Source organism: Chitinibacter sp. SCUT-21 (assembly GCA_041874755.1).
GTDB lineage: Bacteria > Pseudomonadota > Gammaproteobacteria > Burkholderiales > Chitinibacteraceae > Chitinibacter.
On sequence record CP102611.1, the window covers coordinates 940266 to 966725 of the forward strand.

Consider the following 26460-nt stretch of genomic DNA (forward strand, 5'->3'; position numbering starts at 1 on the left):
CGCCCTTTACTTGAACAACAATCGGTTAAATTTATATTTTGCCGAGGCGGCCAATAATATTGAAATCAAAAAAATACCCATAGGCGTCAATAAAAAAGGGTTCGTAAATGAAACACAAAAAACAAAAACTATTGACACCACAGAAAAATTTGAATTTCTACAACACTTAACACACAGAAAGAAAATAAAAGCAAAAAACAAAACGGAAAAAATACCGCACTTAGCCAGCATTTCCAAATAAACCACTTCAATTCTTTCTCGCCCAGAAATTAAATAACCAAAACCCTTCCCAAAAACAAAGTCGAACAACGATAAATTTTCATATAAAAAGTCAAAGTCAGCAACCCTAACAGCATTCGACTCACCACCTCTCGCCGAAAAAAAACTAAACATTCCAATCAAGGCTGTCACCCCAACTGCAGCAATAATACTGGCAAGAAAGTAACGACGTTCAAGAAGCAGTAACAATTCTATGCAAATCAAAACTGAAAGAAAAACACCGCGCGATCCACTCAAAACGATTGCCGATAGACACAACAAAAACAATGCATAGTTAGATCTATGAAAAAAAAACAACGCCCCTATTGCCACAAAGAAAAATCCCTTGTAAAAAAACATACCATCTGAATCAGGTCTAAATATAAATTCTGAACTACTTCCCAAAGTATGGTATGCAATTCCCGAGCTCACAACCCCCAGAGTCATGCAGACAAAATACATAACATAGGTAATCGACATAAAGAAAGCGCTCCAGGCAAGAATTTTCTGGAAGAAGTGCAGTAGTTCAATTTCCTTCGACAACATAGATAGCCAAACAACCACAATAAAGTACAACAAAGGCTGGACATCAAACATCCAATTTTCGGAGGACCCTATTATTACTGACAAAAAAACACCATACAGAATGAATAAAACAAATGCAAAAACAAAATAAAGTGTCGATTTTTTTATACAAAGACCAAGTGCTGTCAGATAGAGGGTACGAAGAAGTACAATTAGAAATAACATTTGCCGCAAAGGGATTTCAGCAATAACAAATACACGACCTCCGCCACCAAGCACCATCTCAAAAGTAACAAAAAACAACAAAAAAACATCAAAACCACTTAATCTTCTACTAGTCATGGAGCATATCCAAGTAGGATAATTTATCTGAATTGCCTAACAAACAAGTTCAAGAGCAAACAATCAAAAAACACTCGAATCACCCACGCAAACGCAGCCCCAACAAGCCCATAGCTTGAAACTAAAGCATATAGCATTGCAAGATATGGCAACACCTCAAACATATGAATTATTGCCGTAACTTTCGCATGTCCACGCGCCTGAATTTGAGTAAATGGGATATGAGCCAAAGCATTAAAAACAAAGCCAATCAAAAGCATTCTAAAAACCAACACAGAATCAGCGACATCACTCCACCCCATCCAATAGTATAAAACCTTATCGGCGAATATAAAAAATGGAAGAACAATGCACAAGCAAGCAAACAACATGGCAAAATAACTATGGCGCAAACTTTTTTTATATTCAAATAATGAGGTTTCTTTGCTAATCCTCGGAAATAAGGCCTTAACAATAGCACCAGGAATAATTAACAATCGTGAAACCACGTCAGAAGGCGCTGTATAATAAGCCACATTTTGTGCTCCAGTTAAATTTGAAAGCACAAACCGATCAAAATATACCATAATGGGGCTAATAATATTGCTAGCTGTAATCCAGCCACCAAAACTAACCAATCGATTCAAAACCAATCTACTATATTTTTTTCTACCACTGGGTAGATAATAAGCGGTGACGCTATAAACAATGATAGCAGAGACGAAGCGTCCAGCAATCAACCCTAAAATGGCACCATGTAAGCCGCCGCCATAAAAAAAACAAAGCAAAGGGGAAATCGCAACAATTGAATTAATTATCGTTTTTAGAACATTTAATTCTGCAAATAACTCAGCCCCTTCAAAGTATGCTAACCAGACTTGGACAAGTAAAAATGTCGGAATACACAAAGCCAAAAGTTGGAAACTATGAACAACTTCATCATGCAAACCGGGGCTAACATTTAAAAAATCAATTAGATAAAATGCACTATAAAAAATAAGCACTGACGAGAACATACTCAAAACCAAAACAGCCACAACTGAAGTGCCTATCGTTTGACATATTTCCTCAGTACTATTTCTATAAATTGCAACTTCTCTGACTACAGCTCTAGACAAGCCAGCATCGAAAATACTTGCGTAACCTATTAACGCATATGCAATAGTAAATATACCAAATGCTTCGACCCCTAACGTCCTAGCAAGCACACCCATAGCAGGAATCGCAATTAATGTAGGGATGATTACCCCGCCGACATTCCAAATACTATTCTTCAAAATGCTCATAAAAATATTTCTGAGCTTTTAAAATTACTCGCCTTGGTTGAGTCTTTCACTGACAATTGAGGTTCGCCATCGAGTCTCCATTCGATGGCTAAATCAAGATCATTCCACAGCATACTTCGTTCAAACTCCGGATACCAATAATCTGTCGTTTTGTATAAAAACTCAGCTACCTCACTCACCACCACAAAGCCATGCGCAAAGCCTTCGGGGATCCATAGCTGTCTTTTATTTTCTTCACTCAGTGTCACACCGACCCACTTGCCAAAGGTCGGCGAAGACTTTCGTAAATCCACTGCGACGTCGAACACTTCGCCACGGGTGCAGCGAACTAGCTTGCCTTGTGGATGTTGAATTTGATAATGCAGGCCACGCAAAACGCCTTTGACTGATTTGCTGTGATTGTCTTGCACGAATTTCACTTCGCGACCAATCGCCTCCTCAAATTTAGCGTGGTTAAAGCTCTCGTAAAAAAAGCCTCTCTCATCGCCAAACACTTTCGGTTCGATGATTTTGACATCGGGAATAGCTGTATCTATCACATTCATGCTTAGAACACCTTCTCAGCAATCATGCGCAATAGGTATTGCCCATAGGCATTTTTCTTCAACGGTTGCGCGAGTTGCTCTACTTGTCCAACATTAATCCATCCTTGACGGTAGGCGATTTCTTCCGGGCAGCATACTTTCAGACCTTGGCGTGCTTCAATCGTTTGGATGAACTGACTGGCTTCGAGCATGGATTCGTGTGTGCCGGTATCAAGCCACGCGTATCCACGACCCATGGTTTGCACGTCAAGTTGGCCACGCTTGAGGTATTCGCCGTTGACGTCGGTGATTTCCAATTCACCACGCGGTGATGGTTTGATGTTTTTGGCGATTTCAACGACCTTATTGTCGTAGAAATAGAGGCCAGTGACGGCATAGTTTGATTTTGGCTTCGCAGGTTTTTCTTCGATTGATAGCGCTTTGCCACTGGTGTCAAAGTCGACAACGCCGTAGCGTTCAGGATCATGCACGTGGTAAGCAAAGACGCTAGCGCCACTTTCTTTGGCTGCGGCCGCTTGCAGCAGTTCAGCAAACTCATGCCCGTAGAAAATATTGTCACCCAACACCAGCGCAACATCGGCTTGACCAATAAATTCTTCACCGATGATAAATGCTTGCGCCAAACCATCTGGACTTGCTTGTACGGCGTATTGCAGCTTGATACCCCACTGGCTGCCATCACCAAGCAATTGCTCAAACCGCGGCGTATCTTGTGGGGTAGAGATAATCAAAATGTCGCGAATACCCGCCAGCATTAAGGTGCTGAGTGGATAGTAGATCATCGGTTTGTCGTAGATCGGGAGCAATTGTTTTGAGACTGCGATAGTGGCTGGGTACAGACGCGTACCTGAACCACCGGCGAGGATAATGCCTTTGCGATTGGCCATGTGTGTTTTTCCTAATTTCAGTATTCGTTTAGTTTGCCTAAGCCTGTTTGAGCAACGTCATCACTTGCCCTACGCCTTGTTGCCAGCTGGGCAACGTTAAACCAAACGTGGTTTGTAGTTTTTGTGTGTTCAGACGCGAGTTGGCTGGGCGCGGCGCGGGTACAGGGTAGTCACTGGCTGGAATGGCTTTGATCTCTTGACTAGTTACTTTTAGGGTATAGCCCTGCTGAGCAGCAAGATCATTTACTAGCGATGCATACCCATGCCAGCTAGTTTCACCGGCGGCGACAAGATGGTAAGTGCCATAGGCAAAATTAGCATTGTCAGTGCTGCGCAGGTACTGTGCGATGATTTGCGCGGTAACATCGGCGAGTAGGCTCGCAGCGGTAGGCGCGCCGAATTGATCAGCCACTACGCTGAGCACATCGCGTGTTTGCATCAGCTTGAGCATGGTTTTTAGGAAGTTACCGCCGTGTGCACCAAAGACCCAGCTAGTGCGGAAGATCAAATGCCGCGGATTAGCAGCCACTACGGCCAGCTCCCCCGCTAATTTGGTTTTGCCATACACCGATTGTGGATTGGGCGTGTCGGTCTCAACGTACCAACCGTCTTTGCTGCCATCAAACACGTAGTCAGTCGAATAGTGAATCAACAAAGCGCCTAGCTTGGCGGCTTCTTCGGCGAACACTTGCGGCGCGGTCGCATTCAGAGCCGTGGCGAATTCGACTTCGGATTCGGCTTTATCGACCGCCGTGTGCGCAGCAGGGTTGACGATGATGTCGGGGCGAATGCGCTGTACCAGCTCACGAATCGCCGCCGGGTTCGATAGATCACATTCTTCGCGATCAACCGCAACCACCTCGCCGAGCACGGCGAGGCTACGTTGTAATTCAAAGCCAACTTGGCCGTTTTTACCCGTCACCAATATCTTGGGTATTGCATGAGAGGCCATGATTAGGCTCCGTATTGGGTTGATACCCACTCGCGGTATGCACCACTGGTCACATTACCTACCCAAGCTTGGTTGCCCAGATACCACGCCACCGTTTTGCGGATGCCTGATTCAAACGTCTCGGCTGGTTTCCAGCCCAGCTCGCGCTCGAGTTTACGCGCGTCAATCGCGTAACGGCGATCGTGGCCAGGACGATCGGTCACGTAAGTGATCTGCTCTGCATAGCCTTGGCCATCGGCGCGTGGCTGCAATTCATCGAGCAAGGTGCAAATGGTCTTCACCACATCGAGATTGGCTTTTTCGTTCCAACCGCCGACGTTATACGTCTCGCCGACTTTGCCCGCGTCCAATACGCGACGAATTGCAGAACAATGGTCTTTCACATACAACCAATCGCGGATTTGCTGACCATCGCCATAAATCGGCAGCGGCTTGCCATTGAGCGCGTTCAAAATCACCAGTGGAATCAATTTCTCTGGGAAATGGTAGGGGCCGTAGTTGTTTGAGCAGTTGGTGGTCAACACTGGCAAACCATAGGTGTGGTGCCATGCGCGAACGAGGTGATCCGACGCAGCTTTAGAAGCAGAGTACGGGCTGTTTGGCTCGTAAGTGTTGGTCTCAGAAAACGGCGGATCGTTGGCTTCCAACGTGCCGTACACTTCGTCAGTCGAGACATGCAGGAAACGGAACGCAACCTTCTCATCAGCAGGCATCTCATTCCAGTAAGCACGAACACTTTCGAGCAGATTAAAAGTACCCACCACATTAGTCTGGATAAAATCGCCCGGTCCGTGAATTGAACGATCGACGTGCGATTCGGCAGCAAAGTTAATTACGGCACGAGGTTTATGTTCAGCCAACAATTTACCAATGACTTCGCGATCGCCAATATCGGTACGTACGAAAATATGACGGGCATCGCCATCTAATGACTTGAGGGTATCGAGATTGCCTGCATAGGTCAGCTTATCAACGTTAATGACAGTCTCATCACTACCTGCGAGCCAATCCAATACAAAATTACCACCGATAAAACCGGCACCACCAGTTACTAAAATAGTCATTCCAATATTCTTCCAAACAGTTTTTGATGCAACACAAGAATTAAGCTTATGGTTTAATTTACTGCGCTCGCCATGCTGCTACGATTTTATCCATCAAGGCCGTTGAGTTTTGATCTTCGCGCGACTTAATAAAAGCTTCGCTAATAAATGCCCACAGAACAGCACCAAACAGAGCGGCAAATGCGGACAACAAGACAATGAGACTACGTTTCGGCCCCGATTTTTCATCAGGTACTTCAGCAGCGGTCATTTTCAGCTCATCAAGCTCTTGCTTTTTCAGCAAATCAATACGGCGATCCAATCTCTCAATCAGTGCGTCCCAATACGATTGCTGTTGTAAAGCATCAACTGATGCAATCCATAAGCCAGTATTTGCCGCAGAGGATTGCTTTTTCATCCCATCCACAACCAAACGCTGCAGACTCGCGAGCTGATCCTGCATACGCACCAACTCATTTTGCATCAGGTCAGAAACCCCACCTTGCAAGGTAGATTCAGCCTGAATCGCGGCTAGACTTGTAATACCATACTGATCGGCAGGCGAAAGTAAGGCTATCGTCGCGGCCATTTCTGGCTTTTTAATTTCAACATCAAACTTGGCTTTATTTTTTAACGCGATTTCACGGCGAGACTCGAGATCATAGCGAGACTTTGATTGATCAAGCAGACGCATGGTATACAGGTTTTCTTGCAAGGCACTTCCCATTCGGTTAGCCAGCTTTGCGGCAAACTCAGGGTTTTCATCGGTTACATTGACATCTAGGTACGCGTCTTTCGCATTCAACGTCACTTTGACATTTTTGCTCATTTCTTTACGTGTAGCTTTACGACCCTTGGTATCGTAATGCTCAGCCAGCTTCATTTCTTTGGAAATATCTTCCAAAACTTGATCGTTCGTCAAAACCCAGTTGTACACGGCTGCATTTTTCGACGGCGCAATTTTAAGCGTCGCCGTGTATTCATTAGGCACACTAAATGTCACCGCAGCAGCAACTAAACCCGCGACAATTGGTAAACCAATAATTAATTTTTTATGTTTGGCCAGAACTAAAACCAAGTCGAGCAACGATATATCATCTGCCGTCGCGTTCGCTGGCGCAGTTGGTTGTGATTCAATACTCATTAGATGTTCTTCTTCAGACGATTTAGACAACAATTACATTAGCAAGATTATAACGAAGGACATACAAGCAGTGTTGCACTGTAAGAAAAAACCCGCCAAACAGACGGGTTTTTTCAATTAATTTGATGTTTATTTGATCAATTTTTTACAGCATAAAGTTTTTACACTGCGCTTTTAAACGCGGCAAATTGTAATCAAACACTTCTCGGCTAACTTGCTTACCAGCGCCATCCACCGTCACAACCACTGCGTGCATGATCGGTTCTTCACCCAGAACGGTAATCAAGCGGCCACCAGCAACTAATTGCGCAGTTAATTCCGCTGGCACGGCATCAAAAGATGACGCTGCAATAATCGCATCAAATGGGCCTTGCTTGCTAGTCAGGGTTGTTCCTACTTCAATGCTGACATTTTTAATGCCCGCCACTTTCAATGCGGCATTGGTTTGTTCTGCTTGCTTAGTGTCTGCCTCGATCACCACCAATTGCGCACAGAGGCCAGCGGCCAGAGCGGCAAGGTAAGCAGTACCCGCACCAACGATCAACACTTTGTCCGTAGTTTTCAGCGCCACTTCTTGTAGTAAACGCGCTTCTACTTTGGGAGCCAGCATCAAAGCGCCGTTACCCAATGGCAACTCTACGTCAACAAAAGCCAATTCTTTTTTGTCTTGAGGTACGAAGTCTTCTCGGCGGGTATTAAGGATGCGTTCTAGCACTGCCGAATCTAAAACATTCCATGGGCGAATTTGTTGTTCTACCAGAAAATATCGTGCTTTTTCCCAATCCATGTTTGTGTCACCTCAAAGCTTGGCCACTTAAGGGCCTATGTTAGACGAATAGATCTTGCAATTATCCCACAACTCTTTTAATTTCACATTCATTCATATCGCTAGGGGTTCCGATCGGGTTGTTTTGATCGGATGAGAGTTACCCTTGAACCTGATCCGGCTAATACCGGCGTAGGAAAGCGAGTGTGCCCAATTCGGCTTCACTTGACCTCCCCTCCTAGCGAAATCAAAAGCAGTGTATTGATTTGCAGCCTAACAAGCTGCGCAAACTGTCTCATCGTGAGCGGTTTGAACTGGAGAAAAAGTATGAACGCCAAAGTAGAATTTCTTGCCACAGAAGCTGTCGTCGATTCTGCGGCGATCCAACCACTGCCTAATTCTCGCAAAGTCTATGTCGAAGGCTCTCGCGCTGATATTCAAGTGCCAATGCGTGAAATCAGCCAAGCCGATACCCCAACCATGTTTGGCGGCGAGCAAAATCCACCGATTTATGTTTACGACTGTTCTGGCCCTTACACCGATCCAAACGCAACAATTGACGTTCGCAAAGGCCTCGCCCCAATTCGCGCTGCATGGATTGAAGAGCGCAACGACACCGAATTGCTCGACGGCATGACTAGCGAATATGGCCGCATGCGCGAAGCAGACAAGAGCCTAGACGATCTGCGTTTTGAATTACAACGCAAACCACGCAAAGCCAAAGCAGGCCAAAACGTGTCGCAAATGCACTACGCACGCAAAGGCATCATCACGCCTGAGATGGAATACGTCGCCATCCGCGAAAACTTGCAGCGCGAAAAATACCTTGAAAGCTTGTTAGCGCTCGGCGAAAAAGGCAAAAAGCTCTCCAAAATGATGATGTTCCAGCACCCTGGCCAAAACTATGGTGCCAATATCCCAGAAAAAATCACACCAGAATTCGTACGTGATGAAGTGGCCACTGGCCGCGCCGTAATCCCAAACAATATCAACCACCCAGAATCAGAGCCAATGATCATTGGCCGCAACTTCTTGGTAAAGATCAACGGCAATATCGGTAATTCAGCCGTAACGTCTTCGATTACCGAAGAAGTAGACAAAATGACTTGGGGTATTCGTTGGGGCGCCGACACGATCATGGATCTGTCGACCGGTAAAAACATCCACGAAACACGCGAATGGATTTTGCGCAATTCGCCAGTACCGATCGGCACCGTGCCAATCTACCAAGCCCTGGAAAAAGTAAACGGCAAAGCCGAAGATCTAACTTGGGAAATCTTCAAAGACACGTTGATTGAACAAGCCGAGCAAGGCGTTGACTACTTCACGATCCACGCCGGCGTATTGCTACGCTATGTACCACTGACGGCCAACCGTATGACCGGTATCGTGTCCCGCGGCGGCTCGATCATGGCCAAATGGTGCTTGGCGCATCACAAAGAAAACTTCTTGTACACGCACTTTGAAGAAATTTGCGAAATCATGAAGCAATACGATGTGGCCTTCTCTCTCGGCGATGGCCTGCGTCCAGGTTCAGTGTGGGATGCAAACGACGAAGCGCAATTGGGCGAACTCAAAACCCTAGGCGAATTGACGCAAATCGCGTGGAAACACGATGTACAAGTGATGATCGAAGGCCCAGGCCACGTGCCTATGCAATTGATCAAAGAGAATATGGATAAAGAGCTGGACTGGTGCCACGAAGCACCGTTCTACACACTTGGCCCATTAACGACAGATATTGCCCCGGGTTACGACCACATCACTTCGGCGATTGGCGCGGCGCAAATTGGCTGGTACGGCACGGCGATGCTGTGCTACGTCACGCCGAAAGAGCACTTGGGTTTACCAAATAAAGCCGACGTCAAAGAAGGCATTATTACGTACAAGCTGGCTGCACACGCTGCGGACTTGGCCAAAGGTCATCCAGGCGCGCAGATTCGCGACAATGCCTTGTCGAAAGCGCGTTTCGAGTTCCGTTGGGAAGACCAATTCAACCTTGGTCTCGATCCAGACCGCGCACGTGATTTCCACGACGAAACCTTGCCAAAAGACAGCGCCAAAGTCGCTCACTTCTGCTCAATGTGCGGCCCGCACTTCTGCTCAATGAAAATCACGCAAGACGTGCGTGAATTTGCTGAACAGCAAGGTATTGCCGCCGAAGACGCCTTGGCCAAAGGCATGGAAACTAAGTCGATCGAATTTATCAAAGGCGGCGCGAAGCTTTACGATAAAGCTTAAACTTTCGAAATAACAACAAAAAGCCACGCTTAATGCGTGGCTTTACTGCATCAAACCAATTACAAAAATACTCATGGCAACATCAATCGCGATGTTGCAGATGGTCAACATAAGTCTGGCCTAGATATTGCCAGCCGAACACTAGAACTCGACTTCAGTAAAAATGCCAACCCCCTTAACAATCCCATTATTTCTTTGAAAAAAAAGGATACTCAATAAACCTAAATGAACAAACAGAAAGTACATAAACAATTGCAAAAACAAGCCCAGCTTTCAACAAAAAAAGGTCAATCGATTTCCACTGCGTAAAAATTACATAGATAACAATCCCATGCAACAAATACATGGAATAACTAATCAACCCAATCATCCTTGCAGAAACAGATGAAAGACCCCCAAAGAAGTCTTGACCTAACGCAACAGGAAAAAAAATTAAAAACATTGGTCCCAGAGCAACAAGAGAGTACGCACTATCGGAGAGAACATAAAAAGAACTCAAGCCAACTAGCAGCACAACGAGACCAACTATACCTTGCATTTTTACTCGCAACCATTCAACCCTATACAAAAAGGCCACAATCGCGCCAAGAAAAAAATAATTTATAAAAAAATAATCAGGCACACTTCCAATAAAATAATAAACCAACAAACCCAAAACAAGAAAATACCACCTTAATATAAAAACAGAAAAAAAAGGGAGCAACAAATAAAAAAGAGCTTCGTACTTAAGCGTCCAAAAAACGTACGCATTCACCACCCCTGTATTTTTTAAACCATTAATATCAGGAGCCCCCAAAAAACCAAGAGCAAGCCAAGCAGAAACCTGCTCGATCAATTGATTAAAATCAACAGAAAGAACCCAGTTCGTTTCCCAGCCGACCACAAAAAAAATCAACGCAACAGATGTTAAAAACGCAGGTAAAACTCTATTCAATCTAGCCACATAAAATTCTTTAACTGCTCCAAAATCACCTTTATTTAAAATACGCCCCCAAAAAAGAAACGCAGTCATCATAAAAAATCCTGCCACAGCCCCCTGACCTATCAAGGTATAAAATCGAGAATCAGGAATTTTCCATGCGCCGTCTAAAAAATGATATCGATATGCAATAATCAAATGATGATAAACAACTAAAAATGCCAACACGCCACGAAAACCATCCAATGACAAATAGCGAGATGGCACCATTTCCGCAGCAACTTGCAACTTAAAGAAACCACTAAACTTACAAAAAAAGTGTGAAAGAAGCAATAGAACAAAATATAACAATGGAACTAAAATTGGGTTATATACTGAAAAATTCATTGCATTGTTACTCACTAAAATACACCAAAACCAACTCAACAGCACTTATTCTATACAAACAGCTTAAGTCAGAATAAATTCAGCTAAAAACAATTTGCAACACCCCTAGTTGCACTATTAATAAACAATTAAGAAAGCAAACTCAACTAGTATTATACATTACCCTCTTTACAACATTAAATGCAATCCATATTTAACTCAGCAAGAAGAAAGAATACAAGAAAGCAAAATATTGCGCCAACAAACAGCAAAAAAGAGAATGGATTACACACAACTCAGATCTTGCTATACTAATTTCATCCAACTCAATTACAGTATCAAAAAAAAAGCGATGCATCATTGCATCGCTTTTTTACTTCATTACCGCCAAACTTATTCAATCCCTGCAATATCCTCCGATACGGCCGAGGCTGAATTTGACGTATCGTATTGTGGGTGCATCACTTTCGGGTCAATGGCTTCTCGATCATCGTTACCAATGTGTTGATTTACATTCGGCAAATGGTGCGCAATCCCTTTGTGGCAATCGATACACGTCATGCCGGTACTTAAGCCTTTTTGGTGCGCGTTGGCCGAGCGGCGGTTTTGCTCCATATAATCGAAGTATTCGTACTTATGGCAATTACGACATTCTTGCGAATTATTGGCTTTCATCCGCTTCCATTCGTTTTGCGCTAACACAATACGGTGCTCAAGGAATTTTTCGCGGGTATCAATCTTGCCTGTTAACTTACCCCATACTTCTTTGGAAGCCTGAATCTTGCGAATCATTTTCGGGCCCCACTCGTGCGGCACGTGGCAATCAGGGCACGTCGCGCGCACGCCAGAACGGTTGGTGTAATGCACGGTTTCTTGATACTCAGGAAACACATTGTCCGCCATCTCGTGGCAGCCTAGGCAAAATTTCTCAGTATTGGTCATTTCCAAGGCGGTATTAAAACCACCCCAGAAAATAATACCCAGCGCAAACATCCCGACTAGCCCCCAAAAGCCGAGGCGAACTGCGCGGATTTTCTGCCACTTTGTTTTTATCCAGTTGATCATGGTGCTTTTCCTTATTTAACCAAGCCAGTCGCTGGTTTAAAGGTGTTATCCACCAATGGTTTGGCATCAGTTTGTGGCACGTGGCATTGCGTACAGAAATAGCGACGCGGCGACATATTGGTCAGCTCTTTGCCTTCGCGGGTTTTAAAGTGCGTCACAGAAACACGTGGCGCACCTGAGTCGGCGGCACGATCCCAGCTATGGCAATCGAGGCATTTATTAAATTCTTTGGTAATTAAATAGCCTTTCGTTGTATGCGGAATCAACGGTGGTTGCTGTACAAACTGGCGCTGTTGCGCTGCTCGATCACGCTCATAACGATAGTTTTCAGATGGCACATCGCCCTTCACCGCCTCGGTACCACGCAGCGATTTTAAACCTTCAGCAAAAACTGCTGTATTGATTACACCCAAGCCCAAAGCTAACAGCACCCCCAATATACAGGCCAGCTTTTTCATTTTTCACTCCTTAGAATTCTTCTCGACGGCGTGGTGATCAGCATTATTTACCCCGTCACCACATCGTCATACATAAACCATTCGCTCAATACCTAGGCCAGTATCAACCCCAAAGCCAATTAAAAAATAAGCTTTGGGGTTATACCCAGCTAGACTTTGATCACTTTAACGGCACATTTTTTATAATCGGTTTCTTTTGAAATTGGGCACGTTGCATCCAAGGTCAATTTATTCACCAAACGGCCTTCGTCAAAGAATGGAATAAAAATCAGCCCTTTCGGTGGTTTGTTACGACCACGGGTTTCTAGGCGAGCGGTGATTTCGCCGCGGCGCGATTTCACTTTCACCAACATCCCACGCTGCAAGCCTCGTTTTTTCGCTTCATCAGGGTGCATAAACACCATCGCCTCAGGCACGGCTTTATGCAGCTCAGGTACACGGCGCGTCATCGTGCCGGTATGCCAGTGCTCCAGTACACGACCGGTACACAACCACAAATCGTATTCTTTATCCGGGCTCTCGGCCGCTGGCTGGTATGGCAAGACAAAAATATTCGCTTTGCCATCTTTATTACCGTAGAAGCGAACGCCCTCGCCTTTTTTAACGTAGCTATCATAGCCTTCGCGGTAGCGCCATTTGGTTTCTTTGCCGTTCACCACAGGCCAGCGCAAGCCACGCGCTTGGTGGTAGGTATCAAACGGCGCTAAATCATGGCCGTGACCGCGACCGAACTCAGCGTACTCTTCAAACAGACCTTTTTGCAGATAGAAACCAAAAGCCTTAGCTTCCAAGTTTTCGTGACCTTTTTGCAATTGGTCGTTTTTAAATTTATTAACCTTGCCGTTGGCGTACAAGATGTCAAACAAGGTTTTGCCTTTGTACGCTGGCTTTTTAGCCAACAAATCAGCCGGCCATACTTCGTCAACTTTGAAGCGTTTTGAAAACTCAACCAATTGCCACAAATCTGATTTGGCCTCGCCAGGGGCATTCACTTGTTGGCGCCAGAATTGGGTACGACGCTCGGCATTACCAAAAGCGCCCTCTTTTTCGACCCACATCGCGGTTGGCAGCACCAAATCAGCCGCCAAAGTCGATACCGTTGGGTACGGGTCTGATACCACAACGAAAGCTGTTGGGTTGCGCCAGCCTGGGTAGAGCTCTTCATTAATATTCGGGCCGGCTTGCATATTGTTATTACACATTTGCCAGTAGAACTTAATCTTGCCGTCTTTCAGTGCCCGCGCCATGGCCACGGCGTGCAAACCGATCTTGTCTGGAATCGTGCCATCGGGCAGTTGCCAAATTTCTTCGGCGTGTTTGCGGTGTTCTGGATTAGTCACGACCATATCGGCCGGTAAACGGTGCGCAAAAGTACCCACTTCACGCGCGGTACCGCAGGCTGAAGGCTGACCAGTCAGCGAGAATGGGCTATTGCCCGGCTCTGCGATTTTGCCCACCAGCAAGTGGATGTTGTAAATCATATTGTTCGCCCACGTACCACGGGTGTGCTGGTTAAAGCCCATGGTCCAGAACGACGTTACTTTGATTTTTGGATCGGCGTATAGCTCTGCCAAAGCTTTGAGTTTGTCTTCGGATACGCCCGACAGTTTGCTGACCTTATCAACCGTGTATTCCGAAACAAACTTGGCAAACTCTTCATAAGTACTTGGTTTGGCTTCATTCGGATTGGTTTTTGGCTTGCCGTCAGCGCCTGGATAGCCATTGGCTTTGGCATTTTTTTCCAGGGCATGATTAGGGCGCAAACCATAACCAATATCGGTTTCGCCCAATTTGAAGTTCACGTGTTTTGCGACGAAATCTTTATTCACGCGACCAGTGCTAATGATGTGGTGGCAAATAAAGTTCATGATCGCCAAATCGGTTTGCGGCGTGAACACCATACCGTTATCGGCTAGCTCGAACGAGCGATGTTCAAACGTCGACAAGACAGCGACTTTGGTTTTTGGATTACTCAAACGGCGATCGGTGATGCGGCTCCACAAAATCGGGTGCATTTCGGCCATATTTGAGCCCCACAGCACGAAAGCATCTGCGGCTTCGATGTCGTCGTAACAGCCCATCGGCTCGTCCATACCGAAGGTGCGCATAAAGCCAGTCACGGCTGATGCCATACAGTGGCGAGCATTCGGGTCAATATTATTGCTGCGGAAACCCGCTTTAAATAATTTAGCCGCGGCGTAGCCTTCCCACACCGTCCACTGGCCAGAGCCAAACATTGCAATTGACGTTGGGCCGGTGGTTTTCAGCGCTTCTTTGGCTTTTTGCTCCATGATGCCGAACGCTTCGTCCCAGCTCACAGGCGTGAATTCACCATTTTTGTCGTATTTGCCGTTTTTCTTACGCAGCAGTGGCTGGGTTAAACGATCGCCCCCGTACATAATTTTTGACAGGAAATAACCCTTAATGCAGTTCAAGCCGCGATTAACGGGAGCTTCAGGATCACCCTGTGTGGCAACGACACGGCCATTTTGCGTGCCTACCAACACCGAACAGCCGGTACCACAGAATCGACAGGGCGCTTTATCCCAACGCACGGTATTGTCGCCGGCTTTACTGGCTGCGTTATCAGCCGCTTTTTTTGGCGCAGCATCTGCCACCAAAGGAATGCCGACACTGGCCGCCGCAGCGCTGACGGCGGTCGCCTTAATAAAATCACGACGATCAATACTCATTGGATATCCTCCCTCAAACTACTTTTTTCAATAACACCGTGCAACTACGCGTTTTCACTCGGTGTTAACTCATCATCACAATACTCATAAGCCAAAGTAGACGACGTAATGCCGTCAAACCCTTGAATCGTCGCCAAGGCATCGCTGGTTCGATAGCCCGGCACATCCTCCACCGTCACAATCAAGCGCCCTTCGTGCTCTTGGTGTATTTCAAGGCCGGGAATCGTCAGTAATTGCGCTTTAACATGGTCCATTTGGCCTGGTAGTGCGCGCACCACTAAGCTGTAAATATTCATTGTCTTGCTATCCTTATTTAGCCTGCAGCATCTGAATCGCCGCAGTGGGGCAGCTTGTCATGCAAGCTCCACAGCCGGTACAGGCATCTATATTCAATTGAGGCTGTGCTACCGTGCCAACTTGTAGCGCAAACTTGATGGCAGCGGTATCGCAAACCTCGCCACAAACACGGCAATCCACTCCTGAATAAGCAATGCATTGAGCACCAATCTGTACATGTCGGTGCCATGGGTCTTCCGCGGAGAGCGCTTTCGGCTGGCATACATCACGGCATTCACCACAGAAAGTGCATTCGCCATATTTATAGTCGATTTCAGGAAAACCTGCATCTCCTTTTACAATAACCTGACTCGGACACACAGTGATGCACTCAGCACAACGAGTACAAATGTCGGTAAACCGTTCATTAGCCCAAGGGGGGCGAAAAACATTCACCGGCTCTTGAGCGGGCTTGCGACCAAAAAGTAAACTGCGTCGCGATAAATCGACAGACATACCAAACCCTCTTCATGACAGTAAGACTAGGCGTTCACACCGCAACCGACAATTACCCCTAAGGGGTACTACCCCACTCAGTCATGGTAAAAATGCCTCGCAAATTCGCCAATGTTTCAAATAAAATCAATAATTTACTGCGCAACACCTTGGAAGAGAAGCACACACCATCCGGCCAATGGTCAGCGCGCCGACAAACACTGCACCACATAGATACCTATTCCTAGGTATATAGTCTCTGTTGTGCGCATCAGAAAATAGCAACCCAGCGCAAATACATAACCTTAATAGGGAATCAATTGTCTAGCCACTTTACTTTCACCAACCAACGCTCAATTGTTGCGCGACTGTCTCTAGCCTTGCTTTTATTGGTATTGCCCAGTGTTTTAAGCCTGTTTATGAGTGGCTGGATTGCGACTGCGTCGTCTGGTGGGGGTGAAGCCATCAATATGGCGGGCTCTTTACGTAAGCAATCGTATTTAATCGCCGCCACGGCCCTTGCCCCAGCGGATCCAATTCCAGGGGCGCACCCCAATTTAGATGAAGTCGTCGCCGAATTTGAACGACGCCTGTATCACCCTAGCATCCAAAATGTATTGCCCAGCGATATGTCGAACCCAGTTCGGGTGCGTTTTAATCAAATTGAATCACGCTGGCGCAATGAAATTCGACCCAGCCTCGAAAGAGATGACGAGTTGTATGCCAGTATTTTGTTGCCCAATACGCACCACTACGTGCATGAGATCGATCAATTTGTCGATGCACTCGAGCGCGAACATGAAGAGCGCCTTCTGGCGCTTGTTCGCTTACAATGGGTATCGCTACTCATTATTTTAGGGGTATTCTTTTCTATATTAGTCTGGGCTTATCGCAAAATAACATACCCACTAGCTAGCATGGCCAAAGTAGCCAATGAAGTGCAAGCTGGTGAATATCGGGCCCGGGTGGATGTGCCTGCAACGGGCGAGATTGGCACGCTGAAAACCGCGCTCAATCGCATGCTTGATGAGCTGGAAACCAGCTATAGCCAACTTGAAAATCGTGTTGCGGAAAAAACCGCCGAGTTGGAGCAAAATCAAACTGCGCTGCAACTGCGCTATCGGATCAAAGCTTTACTCGCCGACAACGAACCCGATCAAGCCATTTTTGACGCGGTACTGAAAGTGCTGGGCGAATTTGTTCCGCTGCAAAATGCGGCGGTTTGTCTCACCGAAAGCACCCCACGCGAAACGCCAATCAAAACTGCATTTAAGCTGGCCAATAATCAGCAGCAAGGCATTCGTGTCGGGTGTTTAGAACAAGACTGCGCCAGTTGCGTAGAACACAGCAGCGATCACCCCAAACCGACGCGCAAAGAGCTGGTGTTCCCGCTACTCGATAGCGGCATCACCTATGGCATTATGCCGCTAACCTTACAAGATGGCGTCTCGCTCGCGCCGTGGCAAATGCAGGTATTGGAAGACGTTAGCCGTAATCTGGGCTCGGCCCTCGCGGGTTCGCGTCGCAAGCAATCGCTGCACCGCTTAGCACTATTTGAAGAACGTTCGGTCATTGCGCGCGAATTGCACGACTCACTCGCGCAAGCCTTGTCGTATTTAAAAATCCAAGTCGTTCGGCTGCAAAGCCAAATCAGCGACAAACCCGATGATGCGCAAGCCACCTTGCAAGAGCTACGCGAAGGCTTGAACGCGGCGTATCGCCAACTGCGCGAATTACTCACCACCTTCCGACTGCAAATCAACCAAGGCGGGCTCAATAGCGCGCTAGAAGCCACGGTGAAAGAATTTTCCGAACGCACCGGCATCGAGATCAAACTGGCCAACCATTTGCTCGGTGTGGAACTTGCCGCCGAGGAAGAAATCCACGTGCTGCAGATCGTACGCGAAGCGCTCGCTAATGTGCACCACCACGCGCGAGCTAACAGCGCACAAGTGCATTTGGCGTGGATAGGCAATGAAATCGTCGTTAGCATCAGCGACGACGGTAAGGGATTGGGCCCCAACCCCGAACGCGCTCAGCACTATGGGCTGACCATTATGCGTGACCGTGCACGTAGCCTAGGAGGGAGTATTGAGTTACAAGCCAATAACCCCAAGGGTACGCAAGTGATACTGCGCTTTATACCTAGCACCCCGTTTTCCAACCTAGCCTCTGCTGCCAGCGCATTCAATGAATTAGAGAGCGCTGCAGCCCAGAATACTAATTTCAACGCGCCCGAGCGCAACGCCCCCACAGAGGAATAAGCCATGCACACCGATCAATACCGCATTGTTGTCATCGACGATCACCCGCTGTTTCGCAAAGGCGTGGTGCAATTACTGGGGCTGAACCCGCAATTTGTCGTCGTAGGTGAAGCGGCTGGCGGTGTGGATGGAGTCAAAGTCGTCGCCGAACTGCAGCCCGATTTGGTCATTCTTGATCTGAATATGAAAGACATGGACGGCATCGCCACGCTAAAAGAAATTAAGCAGCTCGATTTAGATAGCAAAGTCGTGATGCTGACCGTTTCGGATGAAAGCCGCGATTTGGTCAATGCAGTGCGCGCTGGCGCCGATGGGTATCTGCTGAAAGACATGGAGCCCGAAGACATTATCGCGCGCCTCTCTGAAGCACTTGATGGGCAAATGGCCATCCCCGAACGCCTAGGCCGCGCGCTAGCCGTTGCGCTGCGCGAAGACGACACCACCGATCGCAACCAGCAAATCGCGCACCTGACCGAACGCGAACAAGAAATCCTGCAATGCCTAGCGCAAGGCTTATCGAACAAACTGGTTGGCCGGCAGCTCGGTATTGCTGAGGGTACGGTCAAGGTGCATGTCAAAAGCCTGCTGCGCAAGCTGAACTTTCGCTCGCGGCTCGAAGCAGCGGTGTGGGCGGTGGAGAATGGAATTAAAGAATAAGACGCTGAATTAATGCGGATTTACCTCCGCATCGAAGGCCGTGGCCTTAGGCCAGCTAATACTGCGCAGTATTAGCAATGGAATAGCCTGCTTCGCAGGCGGTAAACCATCGTTCGAGCGCCAGACGAATCAGGGGCAGTCTTGCCTTGCCCCTGATAACCCTAACCTGCCCGATCGCCGCCAAACCCCGTCCGTCCAGCGTTTGGCAAGGCGACGCGGCAAACTCGCTGCGCGCTAGCGTCGCGCAGCTCAAACAGCCGCATCTTAAAACCCTGCCAATCGCCTCCCGAACGGCGCGGCTCCACAGGCCTCTCGTCCTAATAAGCTGTAACTGTAGGGTCGGTTTCAGCTGACCCTAAGGGTATATCGAGATAAGTCAGATACAGATTGCTCTACAGCGCTACACATCGGTATGTATATATCGCAATGGTGAATCTGTGGGAGCTCCCCTTTCATCAAGCCGAGTGAGGAACAAGCGGTTCGGGGTTTCGGCGAGGATTGTCTGAGGCCGTAGGCCGAGTTCCGCAGCCGCCGAATCGATTGTCCGCAGCGAGGCGTGACGGCTATGCCGTCTTAGCGAAGGCCGTGGCCTAGGGCTAGCATTTTGCGTAGCAAAACTTGATAAGGGGACGCCTTTGGGGTGAAGGGGTATTTGGCGAAGCAAATATCCCTTCCCGTTAGCGCGGCGGAACGCGCATCAAAACATCGCGCCAACGGCGCAAAAAACCACAAACAATGTAGACTCGGTTAGTCGCAGGGGCTCCCCCCGCCAATACTGCTTACGCTGCTACAATACAACTAACACCAAAGTCTCAAGCGAAATCATATGAACATTAAATATTTCGAATGTTTTATAGTCTATGAAGAAAAAGGCTTAAAAAAACAGGCAACCGAATCTATTAGAGAATTTATTGCATCATTTCAAAATACGGCAGAAATCGAGCACTGGGTATGGGAATACCTACCGACTTTAAAGAAAAACAACCACTCTAGAATTCGGCATGAATTATTTAACGAGCTAATCTACCCAATTTTAAAAACCGGCTATGAAAAACAAGACTTCCAATCCATACTTTGGCTGGGGAAAGTAGTTCAAAACCTCTATCAATCTCGAAAATTATACAAAGAATTCATTCAAGAAACTGAACTAAGTCTTTTCATAAAAAGCTACAAAATAAACCCAGAGAATGATGAAGCTAGATTACTGTTACTTAATGCAACAATTAAATGGCTAAAATATACGGAACACGAATGGCCCTCTGGAATTTTATATGGAAACGATGGAGCAACGCTAGAAGAGTGTAACGAAATCGATCGAGTAGTAAAGCAAGCTGTAGAGCTAGATAAAGAGCTATTACACCAAGCCTTTATCGCGGAATACCAAAAGAAATTAAGTGAATATCGATCGTCGTTAGATAATTAATTACATTATTTCTGCGTCACAGAAAACAGTAATCTCAGGGATAAAAACCTACAGCGCAAGGTCATAAAACATTTCTTCGGCACATGACTACAGAGCACCCAATTTATTTTACTAAACCCTGACCCCATAAATAACCATACACAGCTAGCCGTAAAAAGACCGCCATCAGCTAATGCCTTTTACTTAAGCCGTTCGTGGTGAGCTTGTCGAACCATGAATGGCGTGCGTAACAGACAAAATGGCCGTTTACCACAAGCTCAGGGCGAACGGCCATTTTTTTGCTTAAGTGAACGGTATTACCACCATCCGCACTCTTTTTCGCGTTTCAAATCACACAACAATTCACTGCTGATGCACGCTCGCGGGTTTCGATGCCGCCTTTTGCGCGTCTTCTTTGACCATGCGAATCTCCTCCGCCAGCCATTTCTCGTCTTCCGAGCCGGGTTCCAGTAGCGCGAGGAGTTTATTCCACCAAGTGATCGTCGCGTCAAAGTCGCCGCGTTGTAGCGCGGCGCTGCCGGCGAGCATTAGCGCGTCGGGCTCGCTGGCGTTGAGCTCCAAGGCTTTAGCGAGCAATTGTGTTGGGCGGCCGGCGAAGCTGTTGTCGCGCACGGCGATTGATCCGGCAAAGCGGGCCATTTCGCCGGGGTCGCGTTGCACGAGTGGCCACGCTTTTTCGTAGGCTTTGACCGCCTCGTCGTAGCGCGCCAAGGTGCGGTAGCTGCGCGCCAGCATCAGCCAACCCTCGTCGTTATCGGGTTCGAGCGCCAGTTTGGCTTCCAAGCTTTTGACCATGCCCTCGATTTTGGCGGCATCCATCGCCGCGGCCGGTGCTGCTTGGCGGCTCATTGGGTTCAGCGCTGCGGGGTTGCCGATTTGGAAGTACAGCAAGGCAGCGATTAGCGGCAGGCCGACGCCGACCAAGGCGACGGTGATTTTCTGGCTGCGCGAGTTGGCCAAGCTATCGGTATTCACGCTGGTGGCGCGCCCTACTTCGGCAACTAGCCGCGCTTCGGCCTCGCTCACGCTGGCGGCATACGCGTCGGCACTGAGCCGCCCGTTAGTCACATCGGCGTCCAGCTCGGCGATCACGCTGTCGTGCAATTGGTAGCGCGCGCGGCGTAGGTCATCCGCTTGCTGGCGTTGGCGAAACAGCGGGTACAGCAGCACCAGCAGGCACAAGACGATCAGCGCGGCGCTGTAGAGGGCAAAGGTATTCATTTTTGATTCTCGCTAGGTCATAAACCCAAAGTGTTCACGCTGCTTCGCCTCGCCGTAACAATGTACTGTCTTCGGCTGTGCGCCTGGCGTGAAGTCGCGGCCTTCGGCAACCACTTTGATTCGATCACTTAAATTCTTGACGCAATCTTGCTAGCTCATCGGCATCGGGCTCTATCGCAGGTATATCTTTGGGTTTCTTTTTCAAAACACCTTTGATAAACATACCTACCGCCAGTATCAACAAGAGCAGCGGCCCTAACCACAGCAGCAAGGTTTTACCCGACCACGGTGGGCGGTAGGTGACAAAGTCGCCATAGCGATCAGTGAGGTAGCTGACGATTTGCGGATTGCTTTTGCCGCTGCGGATTTGTTCGCGCACTTCGCGGCGCAAATCTTCAGCCAGCGGCGCGCGCGAGCTGGCAAGGCTTTCGTTTTGGCAAACCAAGCAGCGCAATTCGGCCGAGAGCAAATGCAGGCGCTCTTCAACTTGCGTATCGCTCAAAGAGCTCGTAGCGCTGGCGACGGGCTTGGCTTGAGAAGCAGCAGATTCGGCGTGGGCGCTAGACGATAAAAAGCCAAGCGCAGCCAATAAAATTGCGGCTAAATTCAGCGAGAAAGATGAATGACAGCGCATTATTTCCCCCCCGCTTCCGCGATACGGGCTGCTTGCAAGGCCGGTACGATTTTGTCTTTGAATACTTCGTCGGTGACTGGGCCGGTGTGCTTCAAGCGAATCACGCCTTGGCCGTCAATCACAAAAGTTTCCGGTACGCCGTAGACACCAAAATCAATACCAACGCGGCCATCACGATCGGCAACGACCACAGCGTACGGGTTGCCACGGCTTTGCAGCCATTGCTTGGCATCGGCATCCTGATCTTTGTATGCCAAACCAACCATAGGCGCGCCGAGCTTGTCTTTCCACGCATTGAGCACCGGATGCTCAACCACACAAGCCGAGCACCACGACGCCCAGACATTCAGCACCCAAGGCTGGCCTTTCAATTCGCTAGCGGCAAACTGGCCCGCCTGATCGAGTCGCTCCAGCGTAAACGCCGGTGCTGGTTTGCCAATCAACGGCGATGGAATATGGCGCGGATTGAGTCGCAGCCCGTACGAGAGCAAGGCAGCGAGCGCGACAAAAATAATCAGCGGTAAAAAACGTTTCATTGCGCTACCTCTGTGCAACTCGGCGCAGCGGTTTTACCCCAGCGCGACAGACGATAGCGGCGATCAGACAGCGCCAAAATACCGCCCAAGGCCATCAAAATACAGCCGTACCAAATCCAGCCGACCAAGGGCTTGTAATGCGCGCGGATAATCCACGCGCCGGTAAATGGATTGTCGCCCAAGGGCTCACCCAGCGAGACGTACACATCGTAGGTCGTAGTATGGTGAATTGCGGCTTCGGTCATCGGCATGGCACTGGAGAAATACTGGCGTTTTTCTGGCTGCAAAACGGTGACGTTTTTGCCGTCCTTTTGCAAAGTCAGCGTACCCTTGAGTGCCGCGTAATTGCTTTGACGCACCGGTGTGACCCCGTCAAAGCGAATTTGGTAATCGGCAACGGCTAAGGTCTGACCGTGCAGCATCTTCACGTCGAACTCATGCTCGTAGCTCGACACCACCGTCACCCCGGCGACAAACACCGCGACGCCCAAATGCGCCAAGTGCATGCCGCTAAATGCAGCGGGCAAGGACCAAAATGCGGCCCATAACGATTGCCCCTTGCGCACGCCGATGGCAATTCGCCCAGCCCAATCGAGCAGCGCGGTTAATCCCACCCAGAATGCAATGCCCAGCGCAAAGGCCACGCCCCAGCGCCATTGATTACTCCATAAGAACGGCGAGGCGATACCGAACAAGATCGACGCCAGCACAGGCCAGCGCAAAGTTGCGAAGATTTCGTTTGGCGCGTGTTGCTTCCAGCGCATCGTGCCAGCCATGCCAACCAAAATCAGCATCGGCAGCATCAGCGGAACAAACACTGAGTTAAAGTACGGCGGGCCAACGGACAATTTACCCATGCCCAGCGCGTCGATCAGCAGTGGGTACAAGGTGCCAAGCATCACGGTCGCGCACGCCACCGTGAACAGCACGTTATTGAGCAGTAGCAACATTTCACGCGAACACCATGTGAAAGCGCCACCGCCCTCCATCTTGGGCGCACGCCACGCGTACAGCGCCAGCGAGGTGCCGATCACCAAGCACAGCAAAATCAGAATAAACGAACCGCGCGTTGGATCAGTGGCAAAAGCGTGTACCGAGGTCAGCACGCCTGAGCGCACAAGGAAGGTGCCAAGCAAAGATAGCGAGAACGTCGCAATCGCCAGCAACACCGTCCAATGCTTAAACGCATTGCGCTTTTCGGCCACCGCCAGCGAATGAATCAGCGCGGTGCCGGCCAGCCACGGCATGAACGAGGCGTTTTCAACCGGATCCCAAAACCACCAGCCGCCCCAGCCTAATTCGTAATACGCCCAAGCGCTACCGAGCATAATACCCAGTGTCAGCGACACCCATGCCGCCGCAGTCCACGGCCGCGACCAGCGCGCCCATGCGGCATCCAAGCGGCCTGTCAGCAAGGCGGCAATCGCAAACGCAAACGCGACCGAAAAACCAACGTAGCCCATATACAGCAGCGGCGGGTGAAAAATCAGCCCCGGGTCTTGCAACAGCGGATTCAAATCTTTGCCTTCCAGCGCCGCAGGCAGCAAGCGCTCAAATGGATTGGAGGTCAGAATCACAAATAAATGCAGCCCTAAAGATACCCAACCCAATACGCCGAGCACCAAGGCGCGAATGGTCAGCGGCAAGCTGCGACCCACAAAGGCCACCGCCGCGCTCCAACCCGCCAGCATCCACAGCCACAGCAGCAGCGAACCTTCGTGCCCGCCCCACACTGCGGCAAATTTATAAATATCAGGCAGCAGACGGTTCGATTGCTTGGCCACATACAGCAGCGAAAAATCATTTTGCAAAAACGCCACCGACAGCAGCGCAAACGAGCTGGTCAGCAAGGCCAATTGCAAACCGGCGGCGGGGCGCGCCATGCGCATCAAGCCTTGATTACCAAGCTGACCGCCGACAATGCCGCTCGCGCCCATCACCAGCGCGATCAGCGTCGATAAAATTAAGCAAAATAAACCCAGTTCACCAATCATTACTGACCCTTCTTTTTCGTCACTCAGTTCTCGACTTGGTCGAGACTTGCCGCGGAGCTTTTACTGCGCGGCCTTTTTCTCAGCAGCGCGCTGATGCGCTTTATTCACCGCTTCTTGTGCCTCAGGCGGCATATAGTTTTCGTCGTGTTTGGCCAGCACTTCGGTCGCGGTAAACACCGAGCCATCCCAACTGCCTTGCGCAACGACGCCTTTGCCTTCTTTGAATAAATCAGGCAGCAGGCCTTTGTATTTCACCGTGATGGTTTTATCGGTGTCGGTCACGGCAAATTGCATCGTGACGCCATCGCTTTCACGCTGTAGTGATTTTTCCGCGACCATGCCGCCAATGCGAAACGCGCGCCCCTGCGGCGCTTCGCCAGCGATCACCTGCGTCGGGCTATAAAAAAATACGAGGTTTTCGCGAAAGGCATTCACCACAAAAAAAGTGACCAAGGCCAAGGTGAGCAAGGCTCCGGCAAGCCAGAACATTCGTTTGCGACGTGGCGTCATTGCGCACCTCCGGCATCATTGATTTTGGCGAGCATTTGCGCACGGCGAATTTGCGCCAGCGTTTGCGCACGATTAATGCGCAGTAATACCCCTTCTATGCATAGACCTGTAGCGCATACTGCAAATGACCACCAGACATATACCCCGTAGCCACCCATGGCAAAAAATTCGGCCCAGCTATTCCAATACAGGTTCATCATCACACCTTGCTCGTGTTGGCGATTTCGGGCAATTCTTGCACCCAGCGCGTCGCCGCTTCGCGCTGCAAAATCAGGCAGCGCACGCGGCGCAATGTCGCGGCGATGGCATACATCCACGCCGCCAAGCTCATCAATAACATTGCAATCAGCATGATCGCCGCCATGCTGCTGCCTTTGGTCGACACCGACGCGCCTTGGTGCAAGGTATTCCACCAGTACACCGAGAAATAAATCACCGGCACATTAAACACGCCAACTAGCGCCAAAATCGATCCGGCTTGGTCGCTGCGCTCTGGATCATCAATGCTGCGCGTTAGCGCGATAAAGCCCAGATACAAAAAGAACAGCAGCAACATTGAGGTGAGGCGCGCGTCCCACACCCACCACGTGCCCCACATTGGCTTGCCCCACAGCGCGCCAGTGACCAGCGACATCAGCGCCATCCACGCGCCAGTTGGCGCCAGCGCTTGCGCCATCAGCGCCGACAGCCGCGTTTTCCATACAATATGAATTACTGACCAAAACGCCATCACGACGTAGATAAACATCGCCATCCAGCTCGTTGGCACATGCAAAAAGATAATCCGATAGCCTTCGCCCTGCTGCGCGTCGCCCGGCGCGATGGCCATACCCAGCCACAGCCCAACGATGGCCAACAGCAGCGCTGCCGCGCTAAACCACGGAATCGCCTTGCCCGCCAGCGGGTAAAAAGTGCTCGGCGCGGCAAAGTGAAATAAGTGCCAGCGTTTTTCGGTTTTTGCAGTCGATGCTGTATCCATTT

General features: G+C 48.9%; 24 protein-coding genes, 1 pseudogene and 1 riboswitch. Of the genes and pseudogenes, 4 read left to right on the top strand and 21 right to left on the bottom strand.

The features are described 5' to 3' along the window. Nucleotides 1-6: 6 nt before the first annotated feature. From NT239_04375 to NT239_04410, 8 genes are all read right to left on the bottom strand, one after another. Entirely contained in the window at nt 7-1125 is a 1119-nt protein-coding gene (locus NT239_04375) for a hypothetical protein (protein ID XGA72085.1), read from the bottom strand. A gap of 23 nt (nt 1126-1148) precedes the next feature. Continuing rightward, nucleotides 1149-2390: a flippase gene (locus tag NT239_04380; protein ID XGA72086.1), complete on the bottom strand. Its 1242-nt coding sequence runs from the start codon at nt 2388-2390 to the stop codon at nt 1149-1151. Beyond that, a complete protein-coding gene (gene rfbC, locus NT239_04385; GenBank protein ID XGA72087.1) occupies nt 2387-2935 on the bottom strand; it encodes a dTDP-4-dehydrorhamnose 3,5-epimerase in 549 nt (182 codons plus the stop codon). Before rfbC ends, NT239_04380 begins: the two co-directional genes overlap by 4 nt. A 2-nt stretch (nt 2936-2937) precedes the next feature. Next, entirely contained in the window at nt 2938-3822 is an 885-nt protein-coding gene (gene rfbA, locus NT239_04390) for a glucose-1-phosphate thymidylyltransferase RfbA (protein ID XGA72088.1), read from the bottom strand. Between the two features lie 37 nt (nt 3823-3859). Further along, entirely contained in the window at nt 3860-4774 is a 915-nt protein-coding gene (rfbD, locus tag NT239_04395; GenBank protein ID XGA72089.1) for a dTDP-4-dehydrorhamnose reductase, read from the bottom strand. Nucleotides 4775-4776: 2 nt separating this feature from the next. Continuing rightward, a complete protein-coding gene (rfbB, locus tag NT239_04400) occupies nt 4777-5838 on the bottom strand; it encodes a dTDP-glucose 4,6-dehydratase (GenBank protein XGA72090.1) in 1062 nt (353 codons plus the stop codon). A gap of 58 nt (nt 5839-5896) precedes the next feature. After that, nucleotides 5897-6961: a Wzz/FepE/Etk N-terminal domain-containing protein gene (locus tag NT239_04405; GenBank protein ID XGA72091.1), complete on the bottom strand. Its 1065-nt coding sequence runs from the start codon at nt 6959-6961 to the stop codon at nt 5897-5899. 145 nt (nt 6962-7106) lie between these two features. Further along, the gene (locus NT239_04410) at nt 7107-7748 is read right to left on the bottom strand and encodes a protein-L-isoaspartate O-methyltransferase (GenBank protein XGA72092.1); all 642 of its coding nucleotides are present in this window, start codon (nt 7746-7748) and stop codon (nt 7107-7109) included. Nucleotides 7749-7841: 93 nt separating this feature from the next. After that, nucleotides 7842-7943, top strand: a riboswitch (TPP riboswitch). 111 nt (nt 7944-8054) lie between these two features. Between NT239_04410 and thiC the strand changes: the two genes are divergently transcribed. Beyond that, nucleotides 8055-9968: a phosphomethylpyrimidine synthase ThiC gene (thiC, locus tag NT239_04415; protein XGA72093.1), complete on the top strand. Its 1914-nt coding sequence runs from the start codon at nt 8055-8057 to the stop codon at nt 9966-9968. A gap of 187 nt (nt 9969-10155) precedes the next feature. Here thiC and NT239_04420 read toward each other — a convergent pair whose 3' ends face one another. The 6 genes and pseudogenes from NT239_04420 to napF form a co-directional block, all read right to left on the bottom strand. Then, the gene (locus NT239_04420) at nt 10156-11289 is read right to left on the bottom strand and encodes an acyltransferase (GenBank protein XGA72094.1); all 1134 of its coding nucleotides are present in this window, start codon (nt 11287-11289) and stop codon (nt 10156-10158) included. A 480-nt stretch (nt 11290-11769) separates the two neighbouring features. Beyond that, nucleotides 11770-12318 (bottom strand): annotated as a pseudogene (locus NT239_04425) (NapC/NirT family cytochrome c). An 11-nt stretch (nt 12319-12329) separates the two neighbouring features. After that, nucleotides 12330-12776, bottom strand: a complete 447-nt coding sequence (locus NT239_04430) for a nitrate reductase cytochrome c-type subunit (protein ID XGA72095.1) — start codon at nt 12774-12776, stop codon at nt 12330-12332. 149 nt (nt 12777-12925) lie between these two features. After that, complete coding sequence (gene napA / locus NT239_04435; protein XGA72096.1) at nt 12926-15469, bottom strand: nitrate reductase catalytic subunit NapA; 2544 nt, start codon at nt 15467-15469, stop codon at nt 12926-12928. A gap of 44 nt (nt 15470-15513) precedes the next feature. After that, nucleotides 15514-15765, bottom strand: coding sequence for a chaperone NapD (locus NT239_04440; GenBank protein XGA72097.1), 252 nt, complete (start codon nt 15763-15765; stop codon nt 15514-15516). A 13-nt stretch (nt 15766-15778) separates the two neighbouring features. Then, a complete protein-coding gene (napF, locus tag NT239_04445) occupies nt 15779-16261 on the bottom strand; it encodes a ferredoxin-type protein NapF (GenBank protein XGA72098.1) in 483 nt (160 codons plus the stop codon). Nucleotides 16262-16560: 299 nt separating this feature from the next. On the opposite strand from napF, the gene NT239_04450 reads away from it, so the two are divergent. From NT239_04450 to NT239_04460, 3 genes are all read left to right on the top strand, one after another. Then, nucleotides 16561-18504, top strand: a complete 1944-nt coding sequence (locus NT239_04450) for a histidine kinase (GenBank protein XGA72099.1) — start codon at nt 16561-16563, stop codon at nt 18502-18504. A gap of 3 nt (nt 18505-18507) precedes the next feature. Next, nucleotides 18508-19161: a two-component system response regulator NarL gene (gene narL, locus NT239_04455; protein XGA72100.1), complete on the top strand. Its 654-nt coding sequence runs from the start codon at nt 18508-18510 to the stop codon at nt 19159-19161. Nucleotides 19162-19987: 826 nt separating this feature from the next. Beyond that, nucleotides 19988-20584, top strand: coding sequence for a hypothetical protein (locus NT239_04460; GenBank protein ID XGA72101.1), 597 nt, complete (start codon nt 19988-19990; stop codon nt 20582-20584). 342 nt (nt 20585-20926) lie between these two features. Here NT239_04460 and ccmI read toward each other — a convergent pair whose 3' ends face one another. The 7 genes from ccmI to ccmC form a co-directional block, all read right to left on the bottom strand. After that, nucleotides 20927-21805 (bottom strand): c-type cytochrome biogenesis protein CcmI, encoded by an 879-nt coding sequence (gene ccmI / locus NT239_04465; protein ID XGA72102.1) that lies wholly within the window; start codon nt 21803-21805, stop codon nt 20927-20929. Nucleotides 21806-21929: 124 nt separating this feature from the next. Then, entirely contained in the window at nt 21930-22439 is a 510-nt protein-coding gene (locus tag NT239_04470; GenBank protein ID XGA72103.1) for a cytochrome c-type biogenesis protein CcmH, read from the bottom strand. Beyond that, nucleotides 22439-22975, bottom strand: a complete 537-nt coding sequence (locus tag NT239_04475; protein ID XGA72104.1) for a DsbE family thiol:disulfide interchange protein — start codon at nt 22973-22975, stop codon at nt 22439-22441. Before NT239_04475 ends, NT239_04470 begins: the two co-directional genes overlap by 1 nt. Beyond that, complete coding sequence (locus tag NT239_04480; protein XGA72105.1) at nt 22972-24969, bottom strand: heme lyase CcmF/NrfE family subunit; 1998 nt, start codon at nt 24967-24969, stop codon at nt 22972-22974. The genes NT239_04475 and NT239_04480 overlap by 4 nt, the downstream gene beginning before the upstream one ends. A gap of 60 nt (nt 24970-25029) precedes the next feature. Next, the gene (gene ccmE / locus NT239_04485) at nt 25030-25479 is read right to left on the bottom strand and encodes a cytochrome c maturation protein CcmE (GenBank protein ID XGA72106.1); all 450 of its coding nucleotides are present in this window, start codon (nt 25477-25479) and stop codon (nt 25030-25032) included. Beyond that, on the bottom strand, nt 25476-25679 hold the full coding sequence (gene ccmD / locus NT239_04490; GenBank protein ID XGA72107.1) for a heme exporter protein CcmD: 204 nt from the start codon (nt 25677-25679) through the stop codon (nt 25476-25478). The genes ccmE and ccmD overlap by 4 nt, the downstream gene beginning before the upstream one ends. Continuing rightward, entirely contained in the window at nt 25679-26458 is a 780-nt protein-coding gene (ccmC, locus tag NT239_04495) for a heme ABC transporter permease CcmC (protein ID XGA72108.1), read from the bottom strand. Before ccmC ends, ccmD begins: the two co-directional genes overlap by 1 nt. Between the last annotated feature and the right edge of the window lie 2 nt (nt 26459-26460).

Excerpts from the sequence above, each read along its gene's own strand:
- NT239_04460 (XGA72101.1), top strand. The coding sequence starts at position 19,988 with ATGAACATTAAATATTTCGAATGTTTTATAGTCTATGAAGAAAAAGGC.
- NT239_04475 (XGA72104.1), bottom strand. The coding sequence starts at position 22,975 with ATGAAACGTTTTTTACCGCTGATTATTTTTGTCGCGCTCGCTGCCTTG.
- thiC (XGA72093.1), top strand. The coding sequence starts at position 8,055 with ATGAACGCCAAAGTAGAATTTCTTGCCACAGAAGCTGTCGTCGATTCT.
- ccmE (XGA72106.1), bottom strand. The coding sequence starts at position 25,479 with ATGACGCCACGTCGCAAACGAATGTTCTGGCTTGCCGGAGCCTTGCTC.
- napA (XGA72096.1), bottom strand. The coding sequence starts at position 15,469 with ATGAGTATTGATCGTCGTGATTTTATTAAGGCGACCGCCGTCAGCGCT.
- rfbC (XGA72087.1), bottom strand. The coding sequence starts at position 2,935 with ATGAATGTGATAGATACAGCTATTCCCGATGTCAAAATCATCGAACCG.
- rfbB (XGA72090.1), bottom strand. The coding sequence starts at position 5,838 with ATGACTATTTTAGTAACTGGTGGTGCCGGTTTTATCGGTGGTAATTTT.
- NT239_04470 (XGA72103.1), bottom strand. The coding sequence starts at position 22,439 with ATGCGCTGTCATTCATCTTTCTCGCTGAATTTAGCCGCAATTTTATTG.
- NT239_04480 (XGA72105.1), bottom strand. The coding sequence starts at position 24,969 with ATGATTGGTGAACTGGGTTTATTTTGCTTAATTTTATCGACGCTGATC.
- NT239_04405 (XGA72091.1), bottom strand. The coding sequence starts at position 6,961 with ATGAGTATTGAATCACAACCAACTGCGCCAGCGAACGCGACGGCAGAT.
- NT239_04440 (XGA72097.1), bottom strand. The coding sequence starts at position 15,765 with ATGAATATTTACAGCTTAGTGGTGCGCGCACTACCAGGCCAAATGGAC.
- ccmI (XGA72102.1), bottom strand. The coding sequence starts at position 21,805 with ATGAATACCTTTGCCCTCTACAGCGCCGCGCTGATCGTCTTGTGCCTG.
- narL (XGA72100.1), top strand. The coding sequence starts at position 18,508 with ATGCACACCGATCAATACCGCATTGTTGTCATCGACGATCACCCGCTG.
- NT239_04430 (XGA72095.1), bottom strand. The coding sequence starts at position 12,776 with ATGAAAAAGCTGGCCTGTATATTGGGGGTGCTGTTAGCTTTGGGCTTG.
- ccmC (XGA72108.1), bottom strand. The coding sequence starts at position 26,458 with ATGGATACAGCATCGACTGCAAAAACCGAAAAACGCTGGCACTTATTT.
- NT239_04410 (XGA72092.1), bottom strand. The coding sequence starts at position 7,748 with ATGGATTGGGAAAAAGCACGATATTTTCTGGTAGAACAACAAATTCGC.
- NT239_04380 (XGA72086.1), bottom strand. The coding sequence starts at position 2,390 with ATGAGCATTTTGAAGAATAGTATTTGGAATGTCGGCGGGGTAATCATC.
- NT239_04375 (XGA72085.1), bottom strand. The coding sequence starts at position 1,125 with ATGACTAGTAGAAGATTAAGTGGTTTTGATGTTTTTTTGTTGTTTTTT.
- rfbA (XGA72088.1), bottom strand. The coding sequence starts at position 3,822 with ATGGCCAATCGCAAAGGCATTATCCTCGCCGGTGGTTCAGGTACGCGT.
- ccmD (XGA72107.1), bottom strand. The coding sequence starts at position 25,679 with ATGATGAACCTGTATTGGAATAGCTGGGCCGAATTTTTTGCCATGGGT.
- napF (XGA72098.1), bottom strand. The coding sequence starts at position 16,261 with ATGTCTGTCGATTTATCGCGACGCAGTTTACTTTTTGGTCGCAAGCCC.
- rfbD (XGA72089.1), bottom strand. The coding sequence starts at position 4,774 with ATGGCCTCTCATGCAATACCCAAGATATTGGTGACGGGTAAAAACGGC.